Source organism: Serratia liquefaciens ATCC 27592, assembly GCF_000422085.1.
Taxonomy (GTDB): domain Bacteria; phylum Pseudomonadota; class Gammaproteobacteria; order Enterobacterales; family Enterobacteriaceae; genus Serratia; species Serratia liquefaciens.
Map to the genome: position 1 here is coordinate 14,094 of NC_021742.1, position 16,791 is coordinate 30,884.

At 52.3% G+C, this 16,791-nt stretch carries 13 protein-coding genes; 6 read left to right on the forward strand and 7 right to left on the reverse strand.

Annotation, left to right across the window (positions count from 1 at the left end; genetic code table 11):
• Positions 1 to 3: 3 nt before the first annotated feature.
• The 6 genes from M495_RS24480 (at position 4) to M495_RS24505 (ending at position 4,790) form a co-directional block, all read left to right on the forward strand.
• The gene (locus M495_RS24480; protein WP_020828734.1) at positions 4 to 753 is read left to right on the forward strand and encodes a HesA/MoeB/ThiF family protein; all 750 of its coding nucleotides are present in this window, start codon (positions 4 to 6) and stop codon (positions 751 to 753) included.
• Entirely contained in the window at positions 750 to 950 is a 201-nt protein-coding gene (gene thiS / locus M495_RS24485) for a sulfur carrier protein ThiS (RefSeq protein ID WP_020828735.1), read from the forward strand. Before M495_RS24480 ends, thiS begins: the two co-directional genes overlap by 4 nt.
• A 1-nt stretch (position 951) precedes the next feature.
• On the forward strand, positions 952 to 1,731 hold the full coding sequence (locus M495_RS24490) for a thiazole synthase (RefSeq protein ID WP_020828736.1): 780 nt from the start codon (positions 952 to 954) through the stop codon (positions 1,729 to 1,731).
• The gene (thiH, locus tag M495_RS24495; RefSeq protein WP_020828737.1) at positions 1,731 to 2,864 is read left to right on the forward strand and encodes a 2-iminoacetate synthase ThiH; all 1,134 of its coding nucleotides are present in this window, start codon (positions 1,731 to 1,733) and stop codon (positions 2,862 to 2,864) included. Before M495_RS24490 ends, thiH begins: the two co-directional genes overlap by 1 nt.
• A 303-nt stretch (positions 2,865 to 3,167) precedes the next feature.
• A complete protein-coding gene (locus M495_RS24500) occupies positions 3,168 to 3,641 on the forward strand; it encodes a thioesterase family protein (RefSeq protein WP_020828738.1) in 474 nt (157 codons plus the stop codon).
• 333 nt (positions 3,642 to 3,974) lie between these two features.
• Positions 3,975 to 4,790: a helix-turn-helix domain-containing protein gene (locus M495_RS24505; RefSeq protein ID WP_020828739.1), complete on the forward strand. Its 816-nt coding sequence runs from the start codon at positions 3,975 to 3,977 to the stop codon at positions 4,788 to 4,790.
• Here M495_RS24505 and M495_RS24510 read toward each other — a convergent pair.
• The 7 genes from M495_RS24510 to rplJ all read right to left on the reverse strand — a co-directional run bounded on the left by M495_RS24510 (position 4,758) and on the right by rplJ (position 16,761).
• The gene (locus M495_RS24510) at positions 4,758 to 6,050 is read right to left on the reverse strand and encodes a sensor histidine kinase (RefSeq protein ID WP_020828740.1); all 1,293 of its coding nucleotides are present in this window, start codon (positions 6,048 to 6,050) and stop codon (positions 4,758 to 4,760) included. The genes M495_RS24505 and M495_RS24510 overlap by 33 nt on opposite strands.
• Before the next feature lies 1 nt (position 6,051).
• Positions 6,052 to 6,516, reverse strand: a complete 465-nt coding sequence (locus M495_RS24515; RefSeq protein WP_020828741.1) for an oxidoreductase — start codon at positions 6,514 to 6,516, stop codon at positions 6,052 to 6,054.
• Positions 6,516 to 6,962 carry a GNAT family N-acetyltransferase gene (locus M495_RS24520; RefSeq protein ID WP_020828742.1) on the reverse strand — a complete coding sequence of 149 codons (447 nt, stop codon included), beginning with the start codon at positions 6,960 to 6,962 and terminating at the stop codon, positions 6,516 to 6,518. Before M495_RS24520 ends, M495_RS24515 begins: the two co-directional genes overlap by 1 nt.
• A gap of 171 nt (positions 6,963 to 7,133) precedes the next feature.
• Positions 7,134 to 11,354 (reverse strand): DNA-directed RNA polymerase subunit beta', encoded by a 4,221-nt coding sequence (gene rpoC, locus M495_RS24525; RefSeq protein ID WP_020828743.1) that lies wholly within the window; start codon positions 11,352 to 11,354, stop codon positions 7,134 to 7,136.
• Positions 11,355 to 11,472: 118 nt separating this feature from the next.
• Complete coding sequence (rpoB, locus tag M495_RS24530) at positions 11,473 to 15,501, reverse strand: DNA-directed RNA polymerase subunit beta (protein ID WP_020828744.1); 4,029 nt, start codon at positions 15,499 to 15,501, stop codon at positions 11,473 to 11,475.
• 334 nt (positions 15,502 to 15,835) lie between these two features.
• Positions 15,836 to 16,201: a 50S ribosomal protein L7/L12 gene (rplL, locus tag M495_RS24535; protein WP_012004743.1), complete on the reverse strand. Its 366-nt coding sequence runs from the start codon at positions 16,199 to 16,201 to the stop codon at positions 15,836 to 15,838.
• A 62-nt stretch (positions 16,202 to 16,263) separates the two neighbouring features.
• Positions 16,264 to 16,761 carry a 50S ribosomal protein L10 gene (gene rplJ, locus M495_RS24540; RefSeq protein ID WP_020828745.1) on the reverse strand — a complete coding sequence of 166 codons (498 nt, stop codon included), beginning with the start codon at positions 16,759 to 16,761 and terminating at the stop codon, positions 16,264 to 16,266.
• Positions 16,762 to 16,791 lie beyond the last annotated feature (30 nt).

A 16,791-nucleotide genomic window follows, 5' to 3' on the forward strand; every position in this document is an offset into this window, starting at 1 on the left:
GCCATGTTGAACGATCAAGAGTTCCTGCGTTACAGCCGCCAACTGCTGCTGGAAGATATCGGCCCGGAAGGTCAGGAGAAACTGAAGCGTTCGACGGCGTTGATCGTCGGGCTTGGTGGCTTAGGCTCCCCTGCAGCGCTCTATCTGGCCGCCGCCGGCGTCGGTACGCTGTTGCTGGCCGATGACGATAGGCTTCACGTCACCAACCTGCAGCGCCAGATCCTGTACCGCAGCCCCGACGTGGAAAAAAGCAAAGCCGCTCTGGCGCAGCGCCAGCTACAGGCACTGAACCCGATGATTGAAGCCATTGCGCTGGAACAACGGCTGCAAGGCGAAACCTTGCATCACGCCGTGGAGCGCGCCGATCTCATTTTGGACTGCAGCGACAATATGGAAACCCGCCATGCGGTGAACGCCGCCTGCATCAGCGCCGACAAGCCGCTTATCAGCGGCAGCGCGGTGGGTTTCAGCGGCCAGTTGCTGGTCATTGAACCGCCTTATGTCCACGGCTGTTACGCTTGCCTTTACCCGGAACAGGCAGAACCGCAGCGCAATTGCCGCACCGCTGGCGTGCTCGGTCCGGTGGTCGGCGTCATCGGTACGCTGCAAGCCCTGGAAGCGATAAAGATGCTGGCAGGCATGCCTTCACCACTGAACGGCAAATTACGGTTGTTCGACGGTAAACAACAAAGCTGGAGCACCTTGCAACTCAGCCAGGCCAGCACCTGTGCGGTATGCGGAGGGGCAGCATGAAGATCCTGCTTAATGACCAGCCGTTGGAACTGGCGCAACCCCTGAGCGTCGATGCTTTGCTGGAGCAACTGCAACGCCACCAGCCGGGTACCGCGCTGGCTATCAACCAAACCATCATCCCGCGCGCCGACTGGGCTAACCACCAGGTGCAGGACGGTGATGACATCCTGTTGTTTCAAGCGATCGCCGGAGGCTGACATGCTACAAATCGCCGATACCACCTTTACTTCACGCCTGTTTACCGGCACCGGCAAGTTCGCCACCCCAGCGCTGATGCTGGAAGCCCTGCAGGCCTCCGGTTCGCAGCTGGTCACCATGGCGATGAAGCGCGTTGATCTGCGCGGTGGCAATGATGCCATTCTGGCGCCGCTGCAACAGTTGGGCGTTCGCCTGCTGCCCAATACCTCTGGCGCCAAAACCGCCGGCGAAGCGGTGTTTGCCGCCCGGCTGGCGCGTGAGGCACTCGGCACTCACTGGGTAAAACTGGAAATTCACCCTGATGTGAAATACCTGCTGCCGGACCCCATAGAAACCCTGAAAGCGGCGGAAACCTTGGTAAAAGAAGGCTTTGTGGTGCTGCCTTACTGCGGTGCCGACCCGGTGCTATGCAAACGGCTGGAAGAAGTGGGCTGCGCGGCGGTCATGCCACTCGGATCGCCAATCGGTTCCAACCGGGGGCTGCGCACCCGCGACTTTCTGGAGATCATTATCGAACAGGCCAAAGTGCCGGTGGTGGTGGACGCCGGTATCGGTGCGCCGAGCCATGCACTGGAAGCCATGGAACTGGGTGCCGATGCGGTGCTGGTGAATACGGCTATCGCCGTGGCACGCGATCCCGTACAGATGGCGCATGCTTTCCGTTTGGCCTTGGAAGCCGGTGAACTGGCGCGTCAAGCCGGTTTGGGCAGTAGCCAACGTAGTGCGGCGGCTTCCAGCCCGCTGACGGCTTTTCTCAGCCAGGCCGGGGAGACGTTGTGATGGCCGATGATTTCAGCCGCCGCTGGCAGCAGTTGGATTGGGACGACATCTCGCTGCGCATTAACAGTAAGACGGCGCGGGATGTGGAGCGTGCACTCAATGCGGACAAGCTGACGCGTGAAGACTTTATGGCATTGATCTCCCCTGCCGCGGCGCACTATCTGGAACCTTTGGCGCAACGTGCACAGCAACTGACTCGCCAACGTTTTGGTAACGTGGTCAGCTTCTATGTGCCCTTATACCTGTCTAATCTGTGCGCTAATGACTGCACTTACTGCGGTTTTTCAATGAGCAATCGCATCAAGCGCAAAACCCTGGATGCCGCAGAAATCGAACGCGAGTGTCTGGCGATTAAAGCTTTGGGTTTTGAGCATCTGCTGCTGGTCACCGGTGAACACCAAACCAAGGTCGGCATGGATTACTTTCGCCAGCATATTCCGGCGATCCGCCGCCATTTCAGTTCGCTGATGATGGAGGTACAACCGCTGGCGCAGGAAGAGTATGCCGAACTGAAAACGCTGGGGCTGGATGGCGTGTTGGTGTATCAGGAAACCTATCATCCCGCCACCTATCTGCAGCATCACCTCCGTGGGCAGAAACAGGACTTTCATTGGCGGTTGGCCACGCCGGATCGCCTGGGCCGCGCCGGGATCGACAAGATCGGTCTCGGCGCTCTGGTCGGGCTCTCCAACAGTTGGCGCACCGACTGCTATATGCTGGCCGAGCACTTATTCTACCTGCAGCAAACCTATTGGCAGAGCCGTTATTCCATCTCGTTCCCGCGTTTGCGCCCCTGCGCCGGCGGTATAGAACCGGCGTCGATCATGAGTGAACCGCAACTGGTGCAGTTGATCTGTGCTTTCCGGCTGTTCGCCCCCGACGTGGAACTTTCTTTGTCGACGCGTGAATCCCCGTTCTTCCGCGATCATATGATCCCGGTGGCGATCAACAGCGTCAGTGCCGGATCCAAGACACAACCCGGTGGCTATGCCGACGACGTGCCGCCTGAACTGGAGCAGTTCGAACCGCATGATGGCCGTACGCCGCAACAGGTGGCGCAAGCGATTAGCGATGCCGGTTTGCAGCCGGTGTGGAAAGACTGGGACGGCTATCTTGGGCGTGGCGCGCAATAAGCTGCAACCCATTAACCATTGCAGGGAAATCCAAAGATAGACTGCGCAAAGTCTATCAACCAAGCTGGTGCCGAAAATCACACCGGCTATAGTCCCTCTGCCGGCCGCCAAACCCGGCGCCGGCCGGGGCCGTTACCTTCTCAATGGCCCCGCCTTACCCATCCCCGGATCGTACCGGATACCCTCCCGCGCGATCCGGGCCTTCCTTTTCGGTTTGCGCACTCATCAACGCGGTTCGGGGATTTTGACAAAGCTAACTGGTTGGACCACATTTAACCTCTCACCCCCGGCGGAATAATAACCATGAACCTGTACCTGCGACTGATTTGGATCTTTATCTCATCACGCTGGAAAGCGCGCATGTCAATGGATGACCTGACCAGCACCCTGCAAACTCGAGTATGGCTAAATGATATCGATATCAATCTGCACATGAATAATGGCCGCTACCTGACGGTGTGCGACCTCAATCGGGTGGATATGTTTATGCGAACCGGATTAATGAAGCTGATGCTCAAGCGGCGTTGGTCGCCGATCGTCAGTCAACTGAATATGAATTACAAAAAGGCGCTGCAGCCCTTCCAACGTTATCAAGTCAGTATGACCATTACCCACTGGGACGATCGTTACTTTTATGCGACTCATACTTTCAGTGTCGGCGATCGGATTGTGGCACTGGGCACGTCACAGGCAGTCGTAGTCGGGAAAGAAGGCGTAGTGGCGCCAGAAGAAGTAGCAGAAAGCGTGCGACAATATCAACAGGCGAGCAAGGTGTGACCACCTGCGCCGCGGTGATGTGATGTGATGTGATGAGTCCCTGATGCTGTAATGGCCCTGGCGTCGGCCGTGTATCTTTTTTTGCTGCCTGCCCCTAGCTTGAAGACAGGAGCAGGCAGCTTATTCTGTGAGACAGGCAGCCCCCCCAGGAACGCGAATCGCACATATAAGAGCTAATTAATCATATCAACGATAAAATGTGAATGTCTTTTGAGTGTTTTTTTGAGTGCTATTGAGTGTAATTTGAGTTTAGTCATGAAAATCAAACGGATATCGCCGCAGCCACCCTGACTTCATCTATAATCGAGCCAGCAGGCAACCTCGGGACAGCAAATGCTCGTGGTCAACACCAGAAAAATCGAGGTGATCATGAAAAAAACGCCAAATTACGCAGAGGCAATCAGTACGTTGCTGGCCCAGAAAGGGGTAGGTGACAGAAAGCACGCATCAACCATGGCAAGCATTCTGAACCTTCAATATAACAGCGCCAAGCAGAAGCTGGACGGTAAAAGAGGCATCACTCTCGACGAGATAAAAAGAGTATTTCAATACTTCAATGAATCGTTTGAAGGACGCAGAGCCCACAACTGCGTGTTTATCATGAACAGCATACATAAACGGTGCAATATCGAGGTTGATGACAAGCCGGTAGACAGCATTGAGGACGGGGAAACCTATGCGTTCAGAAAAGACGATCTTTTTATTATTAACACCGGCAGAGATAAAAGCGCGGGCACAGAGCTGTATAAGGTCAGGAAAATAGACTTTCTTCCGGCACCCAGAATTGCCATCCTCGACAATGACCAAGACATCCTGGAGTTGCTAAAAAAAATCACCACCCGCTACGGTATCGAAACAGAGACTTTTCCAACCGCTAAGGCGATCATCGACACCCTGGAGCAATATACCTACGAGGCCTTTATCCTTGATTGGCTGTTAGACTTTGGCGAGACATCAGAAAAGGTCGTAGAAAAGATAAAAGACCGAGTGGATACCCATGCACAAATCATCATCCTGACAGGCCAGTTACACCACTATGAGAAAAACATCGGCGATATGATATTAAACTACGACGTACATTTGATTGAGAAACCAGCCAAGCCGCTGATTATTTCTTCACTGTTGCTTTCCCATTTGTTTTTCAACTGATTTTATTGGCAAGCAAATGAGGAATGACGAGCCTTTACCTTCAACAGATTTTACTCTGAGGGTGCCCTTCATCCTGGTCACATAGTTCTTTATAATGGTCAGGCCCAAGCCCAGCCCCTGGCGCGTCTCTCTTTCCACCCCCTGATTAAATGCTTTATATAATCTGTTAATATTTTTCACGTTAAAGCCGATACCGTTATCTTTCACCAGAAGATAAAGACGACCGTGACAAACCTTCACATTCAGAATTACCAAGCCGCAATGGGTATATTTATCGGCATTACCCAACAGATTGACGATTATTCGATATAACTTGTATTTATCGGAATGAACTTCCCCTGAATAAGACGAATACCGGACAATAAATTTATTGCGACCGTCCCCACCCACCGCAGCAACAGCATCGTCAACCACCTCATTGAGTGAAAACAGAGAATCATTGACCTTTACTTCCCCCATTTCAAGCCGTGAGTAATCCATGACCTCACGCGTTTGCTCTGCAATTTTATTGCCGTGATGCGAGATGAGCCTGGCCTCTTTTTTTAACTCATCCTGCACCAACTCATGCTCCATGATGTCTGCCGCAATCACGATGGCCTGCGTTGAGCCGGCTATCTCATGGTAAATGGAAGAAATAAAGATATTCTTATTCTTAACTATCTCCTTCAGTGAAAACGCATGCTTCAAAATCAGGAACATCATCAAGAAAATCAGCACCAGTGAAATAATAGCAAACAGCTCGGCTTTACCTGAATTATCTTTGATGATGTCTTTAACCTCGGTGAAATTCCTTATCTGTATTTTGTAGATTATCTCTTGAATATCGACCAGGGTAATTTCCATCTCGTCCATAAAGGAGAGTATATCTGCTCTGGTTTTGGTGCCATTTAACAACTCAACGCTAAGTTGATCCAGCTCAGCATACTGCTGCTTCAAAACCGCAATGGTTTTTATAAATTCTTCATCATAATAAAAAGCATCGCTGAACGTCGAGCGCCCCTCAAGAATGGCAATTTTTGATGCAAATATTTTCTTTTTGAGCATAAAAGCGTCGTAGTTATCCTCATCGCCCAGCAGCAATGCGGTTTTTGTCCTTTCAAATGACAAAAAGAGGATTTCAGCAACAGAGTAATTATCGAGATTGGGCTCAATCTGCTTGTATCGCTCTTTCACATTGCCGAAATTTGTGGCAATCAGTAAAACTAAGAGCACCAACACTGCAACCAGAGCGACAAGCGTCCCGATAAATTTTTTGCTCATTTCACTTAACCTCTAGCATCTTTATCTGCCAAACGGTTTTTGCGTTCACATCAATATTGTTCAACTCTGGGTGGCTATCTCGAGGATAGATAATCGCAAAAGGGCCTAACTGTGCGACGTCCATAAGCTCGCCATTTTTCTTATAGGCGATAATAACCTTGTATTTAGCCAACTCAGCAACGGGCATTGAATATGAATAATCATCCCAGGCAAAAGCGCGAACCTTACTTCCCGTCAGGCCATATTCCTTTGCCAGCACGCCAAACTCAACGCCGGTAAAAACGGCCTCAGGAGTGAAATTGGTAGAGGTTTTAATCGAAGAAGATGGCATCGCCTCTAACGCCTTTAGCGTAATCTTAACCTTCTCGCCATCACTCTTTTTAAGATAAAAATAATCAACGCCAGCATAGAGTGGAGCGCTAAACAGAGACATCAGAAATAATGCTATCAATCCTTTGATTTTCATTACTTATCACCTTTACGTTTAACCAGCTCCGCCTGACCAAACTCATCCTTGCCAATGGCAACCCACCCGCGCCGCTGATAAAACGCTTCAGCCTTCGATCCCGGATCGGTAGTGAGATGGATCTCTTGAGCGCCATTTTCGAATAACCATGCCGTTACTGCATTCAGTAAGGCAGAACCTATCCCCTTCGACTGGTATTCCGGTTTAACAAACAGCCCACCGATCAAGGGTTCAGGAATAAAGAGCCCGAAACCTACGCCGGCGTAATCATCACCGCACTTACAAATCCAACCACCCCCCTGATTGATATCATCCAGTGCCTGGGTCCTATGAAGATATTGGATCTGGTGAGGGTGAAGCGGGTTCTCTTCGACGGAGAATCTAATTTCATACAGGTAAGGCAGGTGTTTTGCCGTAAGTTTCTCGAAGGTGATCAGGCTGTCCATATCTGTACAATCCTTGGTTGTAATAGCACGCAGGTGATTTTAGCCATTATTTTGGGTTTATTCATAGTAGCAAAAATTCCCCCTGCCGGAGCGGGCAAAAAAAAACCGCCCCCGGAGGAGCGGTTTATCTGGCAAGGCACCGGCAAGCCGGATCCCGAGTGCATTCAACGATTAATCGTTGTTGCCGCCCAAGCCTGCATTCAGCAGTTCAGCCAGGTTAGCCGTTGCTTCTTCCGCGCTCACCTGCGGAACAACTGGCACTTCACCCTGTGCTTTACGGCGCATACGGTCCTGATGATAAGCGTAACCGGTACCGGCTGGGATCAGACGGCCCACGATGACGTTCTCTTTCAGGCCACGCAGTTCATCACGCTTACCGGCAACAGCCGCTTCGGTCAGAACGCGCGTCGTTTCCTGGAACGATGCTGCGGAGATGAAGGACTCGGTCGCCAAGGAAGCCTTGGTGATACCCAGCAGATCGCGTGAGAAGGTTGCCTCGATTTTGCCTTCAGCAGCAAGCTGACGGTTGGCAATCTTAACGCGTGACACTTCAGCCTGCTCGCCTTCCAGGAACTCGGTGCCACCTGCGCTGACGATGGTGCCTTTACGCAGCATCTGACGAACGATAACTTCAATGTGTTTATCGTTAATCTTAACGCCTTGCAGACGGTAAACTTCCTGCACTTCGTTGGTGATGTAGCGGGTAACCGCATGCACACCACGCAGACGCAGAATGTCGTGCGGAGATTCTGGGCCGTCAGAAACAACGTCACCACGCTCCACAACTTCGCCTTCAAACACGTTGAGCTGACGCCATTTTGGAATCATCTCTTCGTAAGCGTCGCTGCCGTCCAGTGGAGAGATGACCAGGCGACGTTTGCCTTTGGTCTCTTTACCGAACGAGATAATCCCGCTGATTTCAGCCAGGATTGCAGGCTCTTTCGGACGACGTGCTTCGAACAGATCCGCAACGCGTGGCAGACCACCGGTAATATCCTTGGTACCGCCGGATTCCTGAGGAATACGCGCCAGGGTATCACCCGCACCGATCTGAATGCCGTCTTCCAGCTGCACAATCGCTTTACCTGGCAGGAAGTATTGAGCAGGCATATCAGTACCTGGGATCAACACGTCGTCGCCTTTGGCATCAACGATTTTCAGTGCCGGACGCAGGTCTTTACCGCTACCGGTACGCTCTGCGCTGTCCAGTACAACCAGAGAAGACAAACCGGTCAGTTCGTCGGTCTGGCGTGTAATGGTCTGGCCGTCAACCATATCAGCGAAGCGGATGAAACCACTCACTTCGGTGATAACTGGCATGGTGTGCGGATCCCAGTTAGCAACGGTTTCGCCGCCGTTAACTTCTGCACCGTCACCTTTGCCCATCACGGCACCATAAGGCACTTTGTAGCTTTCTTTGGTACGGCCGAATTCGTCGATCAGCTTCAGTTCGGTGTTACGAGAGGTAATCACCAGCTTGCCTGCGGCGTTCATGACGAACTTCACATTGCTCAGCTTCAGGCTACCCTTGTTTTTCACCTGGATGCTGGATTCAGCAGCCGCACGAGATGCCGCACCACCGATGTGGAACGTACGCATCGTCAGCTGTGTACCCGGCTCACCGATTGACTGTGCCGCGATAACGCCGATAGCTTCGCCTTTGTTGATGATGTGACCACGTGCCAGGTCGCGACCATAGCAGTTTGCACACACACCAAAGTCGGTTTCACAGCTCACTACGGAACGGACTTTAACGCTGTCGACAGAGTTTTCTTCCAACAGGTCACAGGTCTTCTCGTTCAGCAGGGTGTTGCGTGGCACCAGGATGTCAGCCGTACCCGGCTTGATAACATCTTCTGCTGTCACACGACCCAGAACGCGTTCACGCAGTGGCTCTTTAACGTCACCACCTTCGATAACCGGAGTCATCATGATGCCGTTGTGAGTACCACAGTCGTCTTCGGTAACTACCAAGTCCTGCGCCACGTCAACCAGACGACGGGTCAGATAACCGGAGTTAGCCGTTTTCAGTGCGGTATCCGCCAGACCTTTACGAGCACCGTGCGTGGAGATGAAGTACTGGAGTACGTTCAGACCTTCACGGAAGTTCGCGGTGATTGGCGTTTCGATGATGGAGCCGTCCGGCTTCGCCATCAGACCACGCATACCGGCCAGCTGACGAATCTGAGCGGCGGAACCACGCGCACCGGAGTCGGCCATCATAAAGATGCTGTTGAAGGAAACTTGTTGTTCCACAACGCCGTCACGGTTAACCACGTCTTCAACCGACAGGTTTTCCATCATCGCTTTAGCAACACGTTCGTTTGCCGCAGCCCAGATATCGATCACTTTGTTGTAGCGTTCGCCGGCGGTAACCAGACCAGATTGGAACTGCTCCTGGATCTCGGCAACTTCGGTTTCCGCTTCTTCGATGATCTCCGCTTTCTTGGCCGGGATAACCATGTCGTCGATACCTACGGAAGCGCCTGAACGGGCTGCGTAAGCAAAACCGGTGTACATGATCTGGTCAGCAAAGATAACGGTCGGCTTCAGGCCCAGGATGCGGTAACAGGTGTTCAGCATCTTGGAGATAGCTTTTTTGCCCAAAGGCTGGTTAACGATCGAGTACGGCAGACCGCGCGGCACGATCATCCACAGGATGGCGCGACCAACGGTAGTGTCGATGATCGAAGTCTGGTGTACAGACTCGCCTTCGGTGTTTTTGATCTCTTCGGTGATACGCACTTTGACACGCGCATGCAGAGAAGCCAGACCGGCGCGGTAAATACGCTCCGCTTCTTTCGGGCCGCTCAGCACCATGCCTTCGCCTTTGGCGTTAACACAGTCACGGGTCATGTAGTACAGACCCAATACAACGTCCTGAGAAGGAACGATGATTGGCTCGCCGTTCGCAGGTGACAGGATGTTGTTGGTAGACATCATCAACGCACGCGCTTCCAGCTGAGCTTCCAGCGTCAACGGTACGTGAACAGCCATCTGGTCACCATCGAAGTCGGCGTTGTATGCCGCACAAACCAGCGGGTGCAGCTGGATTGCCTTGCCTTCGATCAGAACCGGTTCAAACGCCTGGATACCCAAACGGTGCAGGGTTGGTGCACGGTTCAGCAGTACCGGGTGTTCGCGGATAACTTCGTCCAGGATATCCCAAACGACAGCTTCTTCGCGCTCAACCATTTTCTTGGCGGCTTTGATAGTGGTGGCCAGGCCACGCAGCTCCAATTTGCCGTAGATGAACGGTTTGAACAGCTCCAGTGCCATTTTCTTAGGCAGACCGCACTGATGCAGACGCAGGTATGGACCTACGGTGATTACAGAACGACCAGAGTAGTCAACACGTTTACCCAACAGGTTCTGACGGAAACGACCCTGTTTACCTTTGATCATATCGGCCAAAGATTTCAGAGGACGTTTGTTGGAACCGGTGATGGCACGACCGCGACGGCCGTTATCCAGCAGGGCATCTACCGCTTCTTGCAGCATACGCTTTTCGTTGCGCACGATGATGTCAGGCGCAGCCAGATCCAGCAGGCGTTTCAGACGGTTGTTACGGTTGATCACGCGGCGATACAGATCGTTCAGATCTGAAGTCGCGAAACGGCCCCCATCCAACGGAACCAGCGGGCGCAGATCCGGCGGCAGTACCGGCAGCACGGTCAGGATCATCCACTCTGGCTTGTTGCCAGACTGCACGAACGCTTCCAGCAGCTTGATACGCTTGGTCAGCTTCTTACGCTTGGTTTCGGAGTTGGTTTCGTTCAGCTCTTCGCGCAGCTGCTCGCACTCGGCTTCCAGATCCATGTTTTTCAACAGGGCCTGAATAGCTTCCGCACCCATCTTGGCGTCGAATTCGTCACCGAACTCTTCCAGCGCATCCAGATACTGCTCTTCAGTCAGGATCTGACGACGCTCGAGGTTAGTCATACCGCCTTCAACAACCACATAGGATTCGAAGTACAGTACACGTTCGATGTCACGCAGCGGCATATCCAGCAGCAAACCGATGCGCGAAGGCAGCGATTTCAGGAACCAGATGTGCGCAGTCGGTGAAGCCAGCTCGATGTGGCCCATACGCTCACGACGTACTTTGGTCTGGGTCACTTCAACGCCGCACTTCTCACAGATCACGCCGCGGTGTTTTAAGCGCTTGTACTTACCGCACAGGCACTCGTAGTCTTTTACCGGCCCGAAGATACGGGCGCAGAAAAGGCCGTCACGTTCTGGTTTGAACGTACGGTAGTTAATGGTTTCCGGCTTTTTAACTTCACCGAACGACCACGAACGGATCATGTCTGGCGATGCCAGAGCAATCTTGATCGCATCAAACTCTTCGGTCTTAGTTTGCGCTTTCAGAAACTTCAATAAGTCTTTCACGGATTGGCTCCTGTCGGAGTTAAACCTGTTGGGTGCACGCTGACAAATCGCGCACCCGTGTGACCTGAACAACCACCCTCAGGCTCCCTAAGGCCGGGAGCCTGAGCTGGAAAAACGATTACTCGTCTTCCAGTTCGATGTTGATACCGAGCGAGCGGATTTCTTTCAACAGTACGTTGAAGGACTCCGGCATGCCTGGTTCCATGCGGTGATCGCCATCCACGATGTTTTTGTACATCTTGGTACGGCCGTTAACGTCATCCGACTTAACGGTGAGCATTTCCTGCAGGGTATAAGCCGCGCCGTATGCTTCCAGTGCCCACACTTCCATCTCACCGAAGCGTTGACCACCGAACTGCGCCTTACCACCCAGCGGTTGCTGAGTAACCAAGCTGTAAGAACCGGTTGAACGGGCGTGCATCTTATCGTCAACCAAGTGGTTCAGTTTCAGCATGTACATATAGCCAACGGTAACCTGGCGCTCAAATTGCTCACCGGTACGGCCATCGAACAGCGTAATCTGACCCGAGGTTGGGATCCCGCCCATTTCCAGCAGTTGCTTGATTTCAGTCTCTTTCGCACCATCAAACACCGGCGTTGCGATTGGCATACCTTTTTTCAGGTTCTCTGCCAGACGCAGGACTTCGTCGTCGGTGAAGGTGTTCAGGTCAACTTTCTGGCAGACGTCGTCGCCCAGATCGTAGGCCTTCTGAATGAACTCACGCAGCTTGGCCACTTCCTGATGCTGCTTGAGCATTTGGTTGATCTTCTCACCAATGCCTTTCGCAGCCATACCCAGGTGGGTTTCCAGGATCTGACCGATGTTCATACGTGATGGTACGCCCAGCGGGTTCAGTACGATGTCAACCGGCGTGCCGTTTTCATCGTAAGGCATATCTTCGATCGGGTTGATCTTGGAGATAACACCTTTGTTACCGTGGCGGCCTGCCATTTTGTCACCCGGTTGGATCTGACGTTTAACGGCCAGATAAACCTTAACGATTTTCAGCACGCCTGGTGCCAGATCGTCGCCCTGGGTGATCTTACGACGCTTGGCGTCCAGCTTCTTCTCGAAGTCGGATTTCAGCTCGTCGTACTGCTCTGCCAGCTGTTCCAGCTGGTTTTGCTTCTCTTCGTCGGTCAGGCCCAGTTCCAGCCAGCGATCGCGTGGCAGTTTGCTCAGCTTCTCAGCTTCGACACCGCCGGCAACCAGCACCGCATGGATACGCGTGAACAAGCCAGCTTCCAGGATCTGCAGTTCTTCAGTCAGGTCTTTCTTCGCCTGCTTCAGCTGCATCTCTTCGATTTCCAACGCACGCTTGTCTTTTTCCACGCCATCGCGGGTGAAGACCTGCACGTCGATAATCGTACCGGAAACGCCGTTTGGTACACGCAGAGAGGAATCTTTAACGTCAGATGCCTTCTCACCGAAGATCGCACGCAGCAGTTTCTCTTCTGGCGTCAGTTGGGTTTCACCTTTTGGCGTTACCTTACCGACCAGAATGTCACCACCGGTTACTTCAGCACCGATATATACGATACCGGATTCATCCAGTTTGGAGAGCGCAGCTTCACCCACGTTAGGGATGTCGGCAGTGATCTCTTCAGGCCCCAACTTGGTGTCGCGAGACACACACGCCAGTTCCTGGATATGGATGGTAGTGAAGCGATCTTCCTGAACTACACGCTCGGACACCAAGATGGAGTCTTCGAAGTTGTAGCCGTTCCACGGCATGAACGCCACGCGCATGTTCTGGCCCAGCGCCAGTTCACCCAGGTCAGTGGACGGGCCATCTGCCAGCACGTCGCCGCGCTCGATTGGCTCACCCAGATTCACACACGGCATCTGGTTGATGCAGGTGTTCTGGTTAGAACGGGTGTACTTGGTCAGGTTGTAAATATCGATACCTGCTTCGCCCGCGTGCATCTCGTCTTCGTTAACTTTGATAACGATACGGGAAGCATCCACGTACTGGATCACACCGCCACGGCGAGCTACGGCAGTAACACCGGAGTCAACCGCTACAGCACGTTCCATACCGGTACCTACCAGCGGCTTGTCAGCACGCAAGGTTGGAACCGCCTGACGTTGCATGTTCGCACCCATCAATGCACGGTTGGCGTCATCGTGTTCCAGGAATGGAATCAGTGAGGCACCAACGGAAACAACCTGCTGGGTTGATACGTCCATATAGTCAACCTGATCGCGGCTGAACAGGCTTGATTCGCCTTTGCTACGACAGGTGACCAGGTCTTCTATGAAGCGGCCGTCTTCGTCCAGGTTGGAGTTCGCCTGAGCGATAACGAAGTTGCCTTCTTCAATAGCAGACAGATAGTTGATTTCATCGGTAACCAAGCCGTCACGCACGCGGCGGTACGGAGTTTCCAGGAAGCCATACTCGTTTGTCTGTGCGTACACGGACAAGGAGTTGATCAGACCGATGTTTGGACCTTCCGGCGTTTCGATTGGACACACACGACCGTAGTGAGTCGGGTGTACGTCTCGAACTTCAAAGCCGGCACGTTCACGGGTCAGACCGCCTGGGCCCAATGCAGAGATACGACGCTTGTGCGTGATCTCGGACAACGGGTTGTTCTGGTCCATAAACTGAGACAGCTGGCTGGAGCCGAAGAACTCTTTCACCGCCGCTGAAATTGGCTTGGCGTTGATCATGTCCTGTGGCATCAGGGTATCCAGATCGCCCAGGGACAGACGTTCTTTCACCGCACGCTCAACACGTACCAGACCTACACGGAACTGGTTCTCAGCCATTTCGCCGACGGAACGGATACGACGGTTGCCCAAGTGGTCGATATCGTCCACTTCGCCTTTACCGTTACGGATATCGATGAGCTTCTTCATCACTTCAATGATGTCGTCTTTGCTCAGGATGCCCGAACCTTCGATCTCGTCACGCAGCAGAGAACGGTTGAACTTCATACGACCAACCGCAGACAGATCATAGCGGTCTTCAGAGAAGAACAGGTTCTCGAACAGGCTTTCGGCAGCTTCGCGCGTTGGCGGCTCACCAGGGCGCATCATGCGGTAGATTTCTACCAGCGCGCTCAAACGATCGCTTGTTGGATCGACACGTACGGTCTCAGAGATGTACGCACCGTGGTCCAGATCGTTGGTGAACAGCGTTTCAATACGCTTGTGGCCTGACTGGCTCAGTTTGGCCAGCAGATCCAGCGACAGCTCCATGTTGGCTGCGCAGATCAGCTCACCGGTATTGGTATCGATATAGTCCTTCGCGACCACTTTGCCCGCGATGTACTCGACCGGTACTTCAATACTATGAATTTCGTCTTTTTCGAGCTGACGGATATGACGAGCGGTGATACGACGGCCTTTCTCAATGTAGATCTTGCCGTTGGCTTCGATATCAAACGAAGCAGTCTCACCACGCAGACGCTCTGGAACCAGCTCCATCTGCAGCTTGTTATCACGGATCTCGAAAACTACTTTCGCAAAGAACAGGTCAAGGATCTGCTCAGTGGTGTAGTTCAATGCACGCAGAATGATGGTCGCAGGCAATTTACGGCGACGGTCAATACGTACAAACAGATTGTCTTTCGGGTCAAACTCGAAATCCAACCATGAACCGCGGTAAGGGATGATACGTGCGTTATACAGCACTTTACCCGAAGAGTGGGTTTTACCCTTATCGCTGTCGAAGAATACGCCAGGACTACGGTGAAGCTGAGATACGATAACCCTCTCAGTACCGTTGATCACAAAGGTGCCGTTTTCGGTCATGAGCGGAATCTCGCCCATATAGACTTCTTGTTCCTTGATGTCTTTGACCGTACCTTCCGGAGCTTCACGCTCGTAGATTACCAGGCGCAGTTTTACGCGCAGCGGTGCAGAGAACGTCACACCACGGATCTGGCACTCTTTGACGTCGAAGACCGGCTCACCAAGACGGTAGCTAACGTATTGCAGCTCCGAATTGCCACTGTAGCTCTGGATAGGGAATACAGAACGGAATGCGGCTTCTAAGCCGTACTGCCCTTCTGGATCTTGCTCGATAAACTTCTGGAACGAATCAAGCTGGATAGAAAGGAGATATGGTATGTCCAAAACTTGTGGACGCTTACCAAAATCCTTACGAATACGTTTTTTCTCGGTATAGGAGTAAACCATAGGGTTCCTCAGCTCGCTGGAAAGTCGAACCTATCTGTCCGTCCGGATATAGGACGGTTCACGCAACACCATTTTGTCGACCGGAAAGCGGGAACACTTTCCGCAATACTCGTTTCTATCACGCTTAAATCATTTCGTTGCGCTGTACGGCAGATTTTGCTGCGGCAGGGAAGGCAATATATTAAGTCGTCGATAGAAAGAAATATTGGGGTTAGTCAGTAGCCAAACAGTGTGAAACTCTACTGACGCCCTACAGCGCAAAAAGGCTGGTGACCAAAAAGTCACCAGCCATCAGTCTGTTAGTTAAAACAGACTGCACTCAGAAAGCAGTGGCTTATTTAACTTCAACTTCAGCGCCAGCTTCTTCCAGAGCTTTTTTCAGTGCTTCAGCGTCGTCTTTGCTGATGCCTTCTTTCAGTGCTGCTGGTGCAGACTCAACCAGGTCTTTAGCTTCTTTCAGACCCAGGCCAGTTGCGCCACGTACTGCTTTGATTACTGCAACTTTGTTCGCGCCGATACCTTTCAGTACAACGTCGAATTCAGTTTTTTCTTCAACAGCTTCAGCAGCAGCAGCAGGACCTGCAGCTACAGCAGCAGCAGAAACACCGAACTTCTCTTCCATAGCGGCGATCAGTTCAACGATTTCCATTACAGACAGAGCTGCAACGCCTTCGATAATTTGGTCTTTAGTGATAGACATAACAAATGTTCCTAAAATTCAGAAATAGTTTAAATACGTAAGCAAAGGCTAAGAAAGAGGGCTTATGCCGCTTCTTTCTGATCGCGCAGTGCAGCCAGAGTGCGAACCAATTTGCCGGCAGCGGCTTCTTTCATGGTTGCCATCAGGCGTGCGATTGCTTCATCGTAAGTAGGCAGAGTTGCCAAGCGGTCAATTTGTGCCGCAGGGATCAGCTCACCTTCAAAGGCCGCAGCTTTAACCTCGAATTTTGCATTCGCTTTCGCGAACTCTTTGAACAGACGAGCAGCAGCGCCCGGGTGTTCGTTAGAGAATGCAATCAAGGTAGGACCGACAAACGTGTCTTTCAGGCATTCGAATGGAGTGCCTTCAACTACGCGACGCATCAAGGTGTTGCGAACAACACGCATGTAAACGCCAGCTTCACGACCTGCTTTACGCAGTTCAGTCATTTTATCAACGGTAACGCCACGGGAATCCGCAACAACCGCAGACAGCGCGCCTTTGGCTACTTCGTTGACTTCAGCAACAATCGCTTGTTTGTCTTGAAGATTTAATGCCATTAGCTTTTTGCTCCTGGATTTAGCCGGGGG

What these genes read in the sequence shown, in the direction of transcription:
- M495_RS24500 (WP_020828738.1), top strand. Translation starts at nt 3,168, where the DNA reads ATGAACCTGTACCTGCGACTGATTTGGATCTTTATCTCATCACGCTGG.
- M495_RS24505 (WP_020828739.1), top strand. Translation starts at nt 3,975, where the DNA reads ATGCTCGTGGTCAACACCAGAAAAATCGAGGTGATCATGAAAAAAACG.
- M495_RS24520 (WP_020828742.1), bottom strand. Translation starts at nt 6,962, where the DNA reads ATGGACAGCCTGATCACCTTCGAGAAACTTACGGCAAAACACCTGCCT.
- thiH (WP_020828737.1), top strand. Translation starts at nt 1,731, where the DNA reads ATGGCCGATGATTTCAGCCGCCGCTGGCAGCAGTTGGATTGGGACGAC.
- rplL (WP_012004743.1), bottom strand. Translation starts at nt 16,201, where the DNA reads ATGTCTATCACTAAAGACCAAATTATCGAAGGCGTTGCAGCTCTGTCT.
- M495_RS24490 (WP_020828736.1), top strand. Translation starts at nt 952, where the DNA reads ATGCTACAAATCGCCGATACCACCTTTACTTCACGCCTGTTTACCGGC.
- rplJ (WP_020828745.1), bottom strand. Translation starts at nt 16,761, where the DNA reads ATGGCATTAAATCTTCAAGACAAACAAGCGATTGTTGCTGAAGTCAAC.
- M495_RS24515 (WP_020828741.1), bottom strand. Translation starts at nt 6,516, where the DNA reads ATGAAAATCAAAGGATTGATAGCATTATTTCTGATGTCTCTGTTTAGC.
- rpoB (WP_020828744.1), bottom strand. Translation starts at nt 15,501, where the DNA reads ATGGTTTACTCCTATACCGAGAAAAAACGTATTCGTAAGGATTTTGGT.
- M495_RS24480 (WP_020828734.1), top strand. Translation starts at nt 4, where the DNA reads ATGTTGAACGATCAAGAGTTCCTGCGTTACAGCCGCCAACTGCTGCTG.
- thiS (WP_020828735.1), top strand. Translation starts at nt 750, where the DNA reads ATGAAGATCCTGCTTAATGACCAGCCGTTGGAACTGGCGCAACCCCTG.
- M495_RS24510 (WP_020828740.1), bottom strand. Translation starts at nt 6,050, where the DNA reads ATGAGCAAAAAATTTATCGGGACGCTTGTCGCTCTGGTTGCAGTGTTG.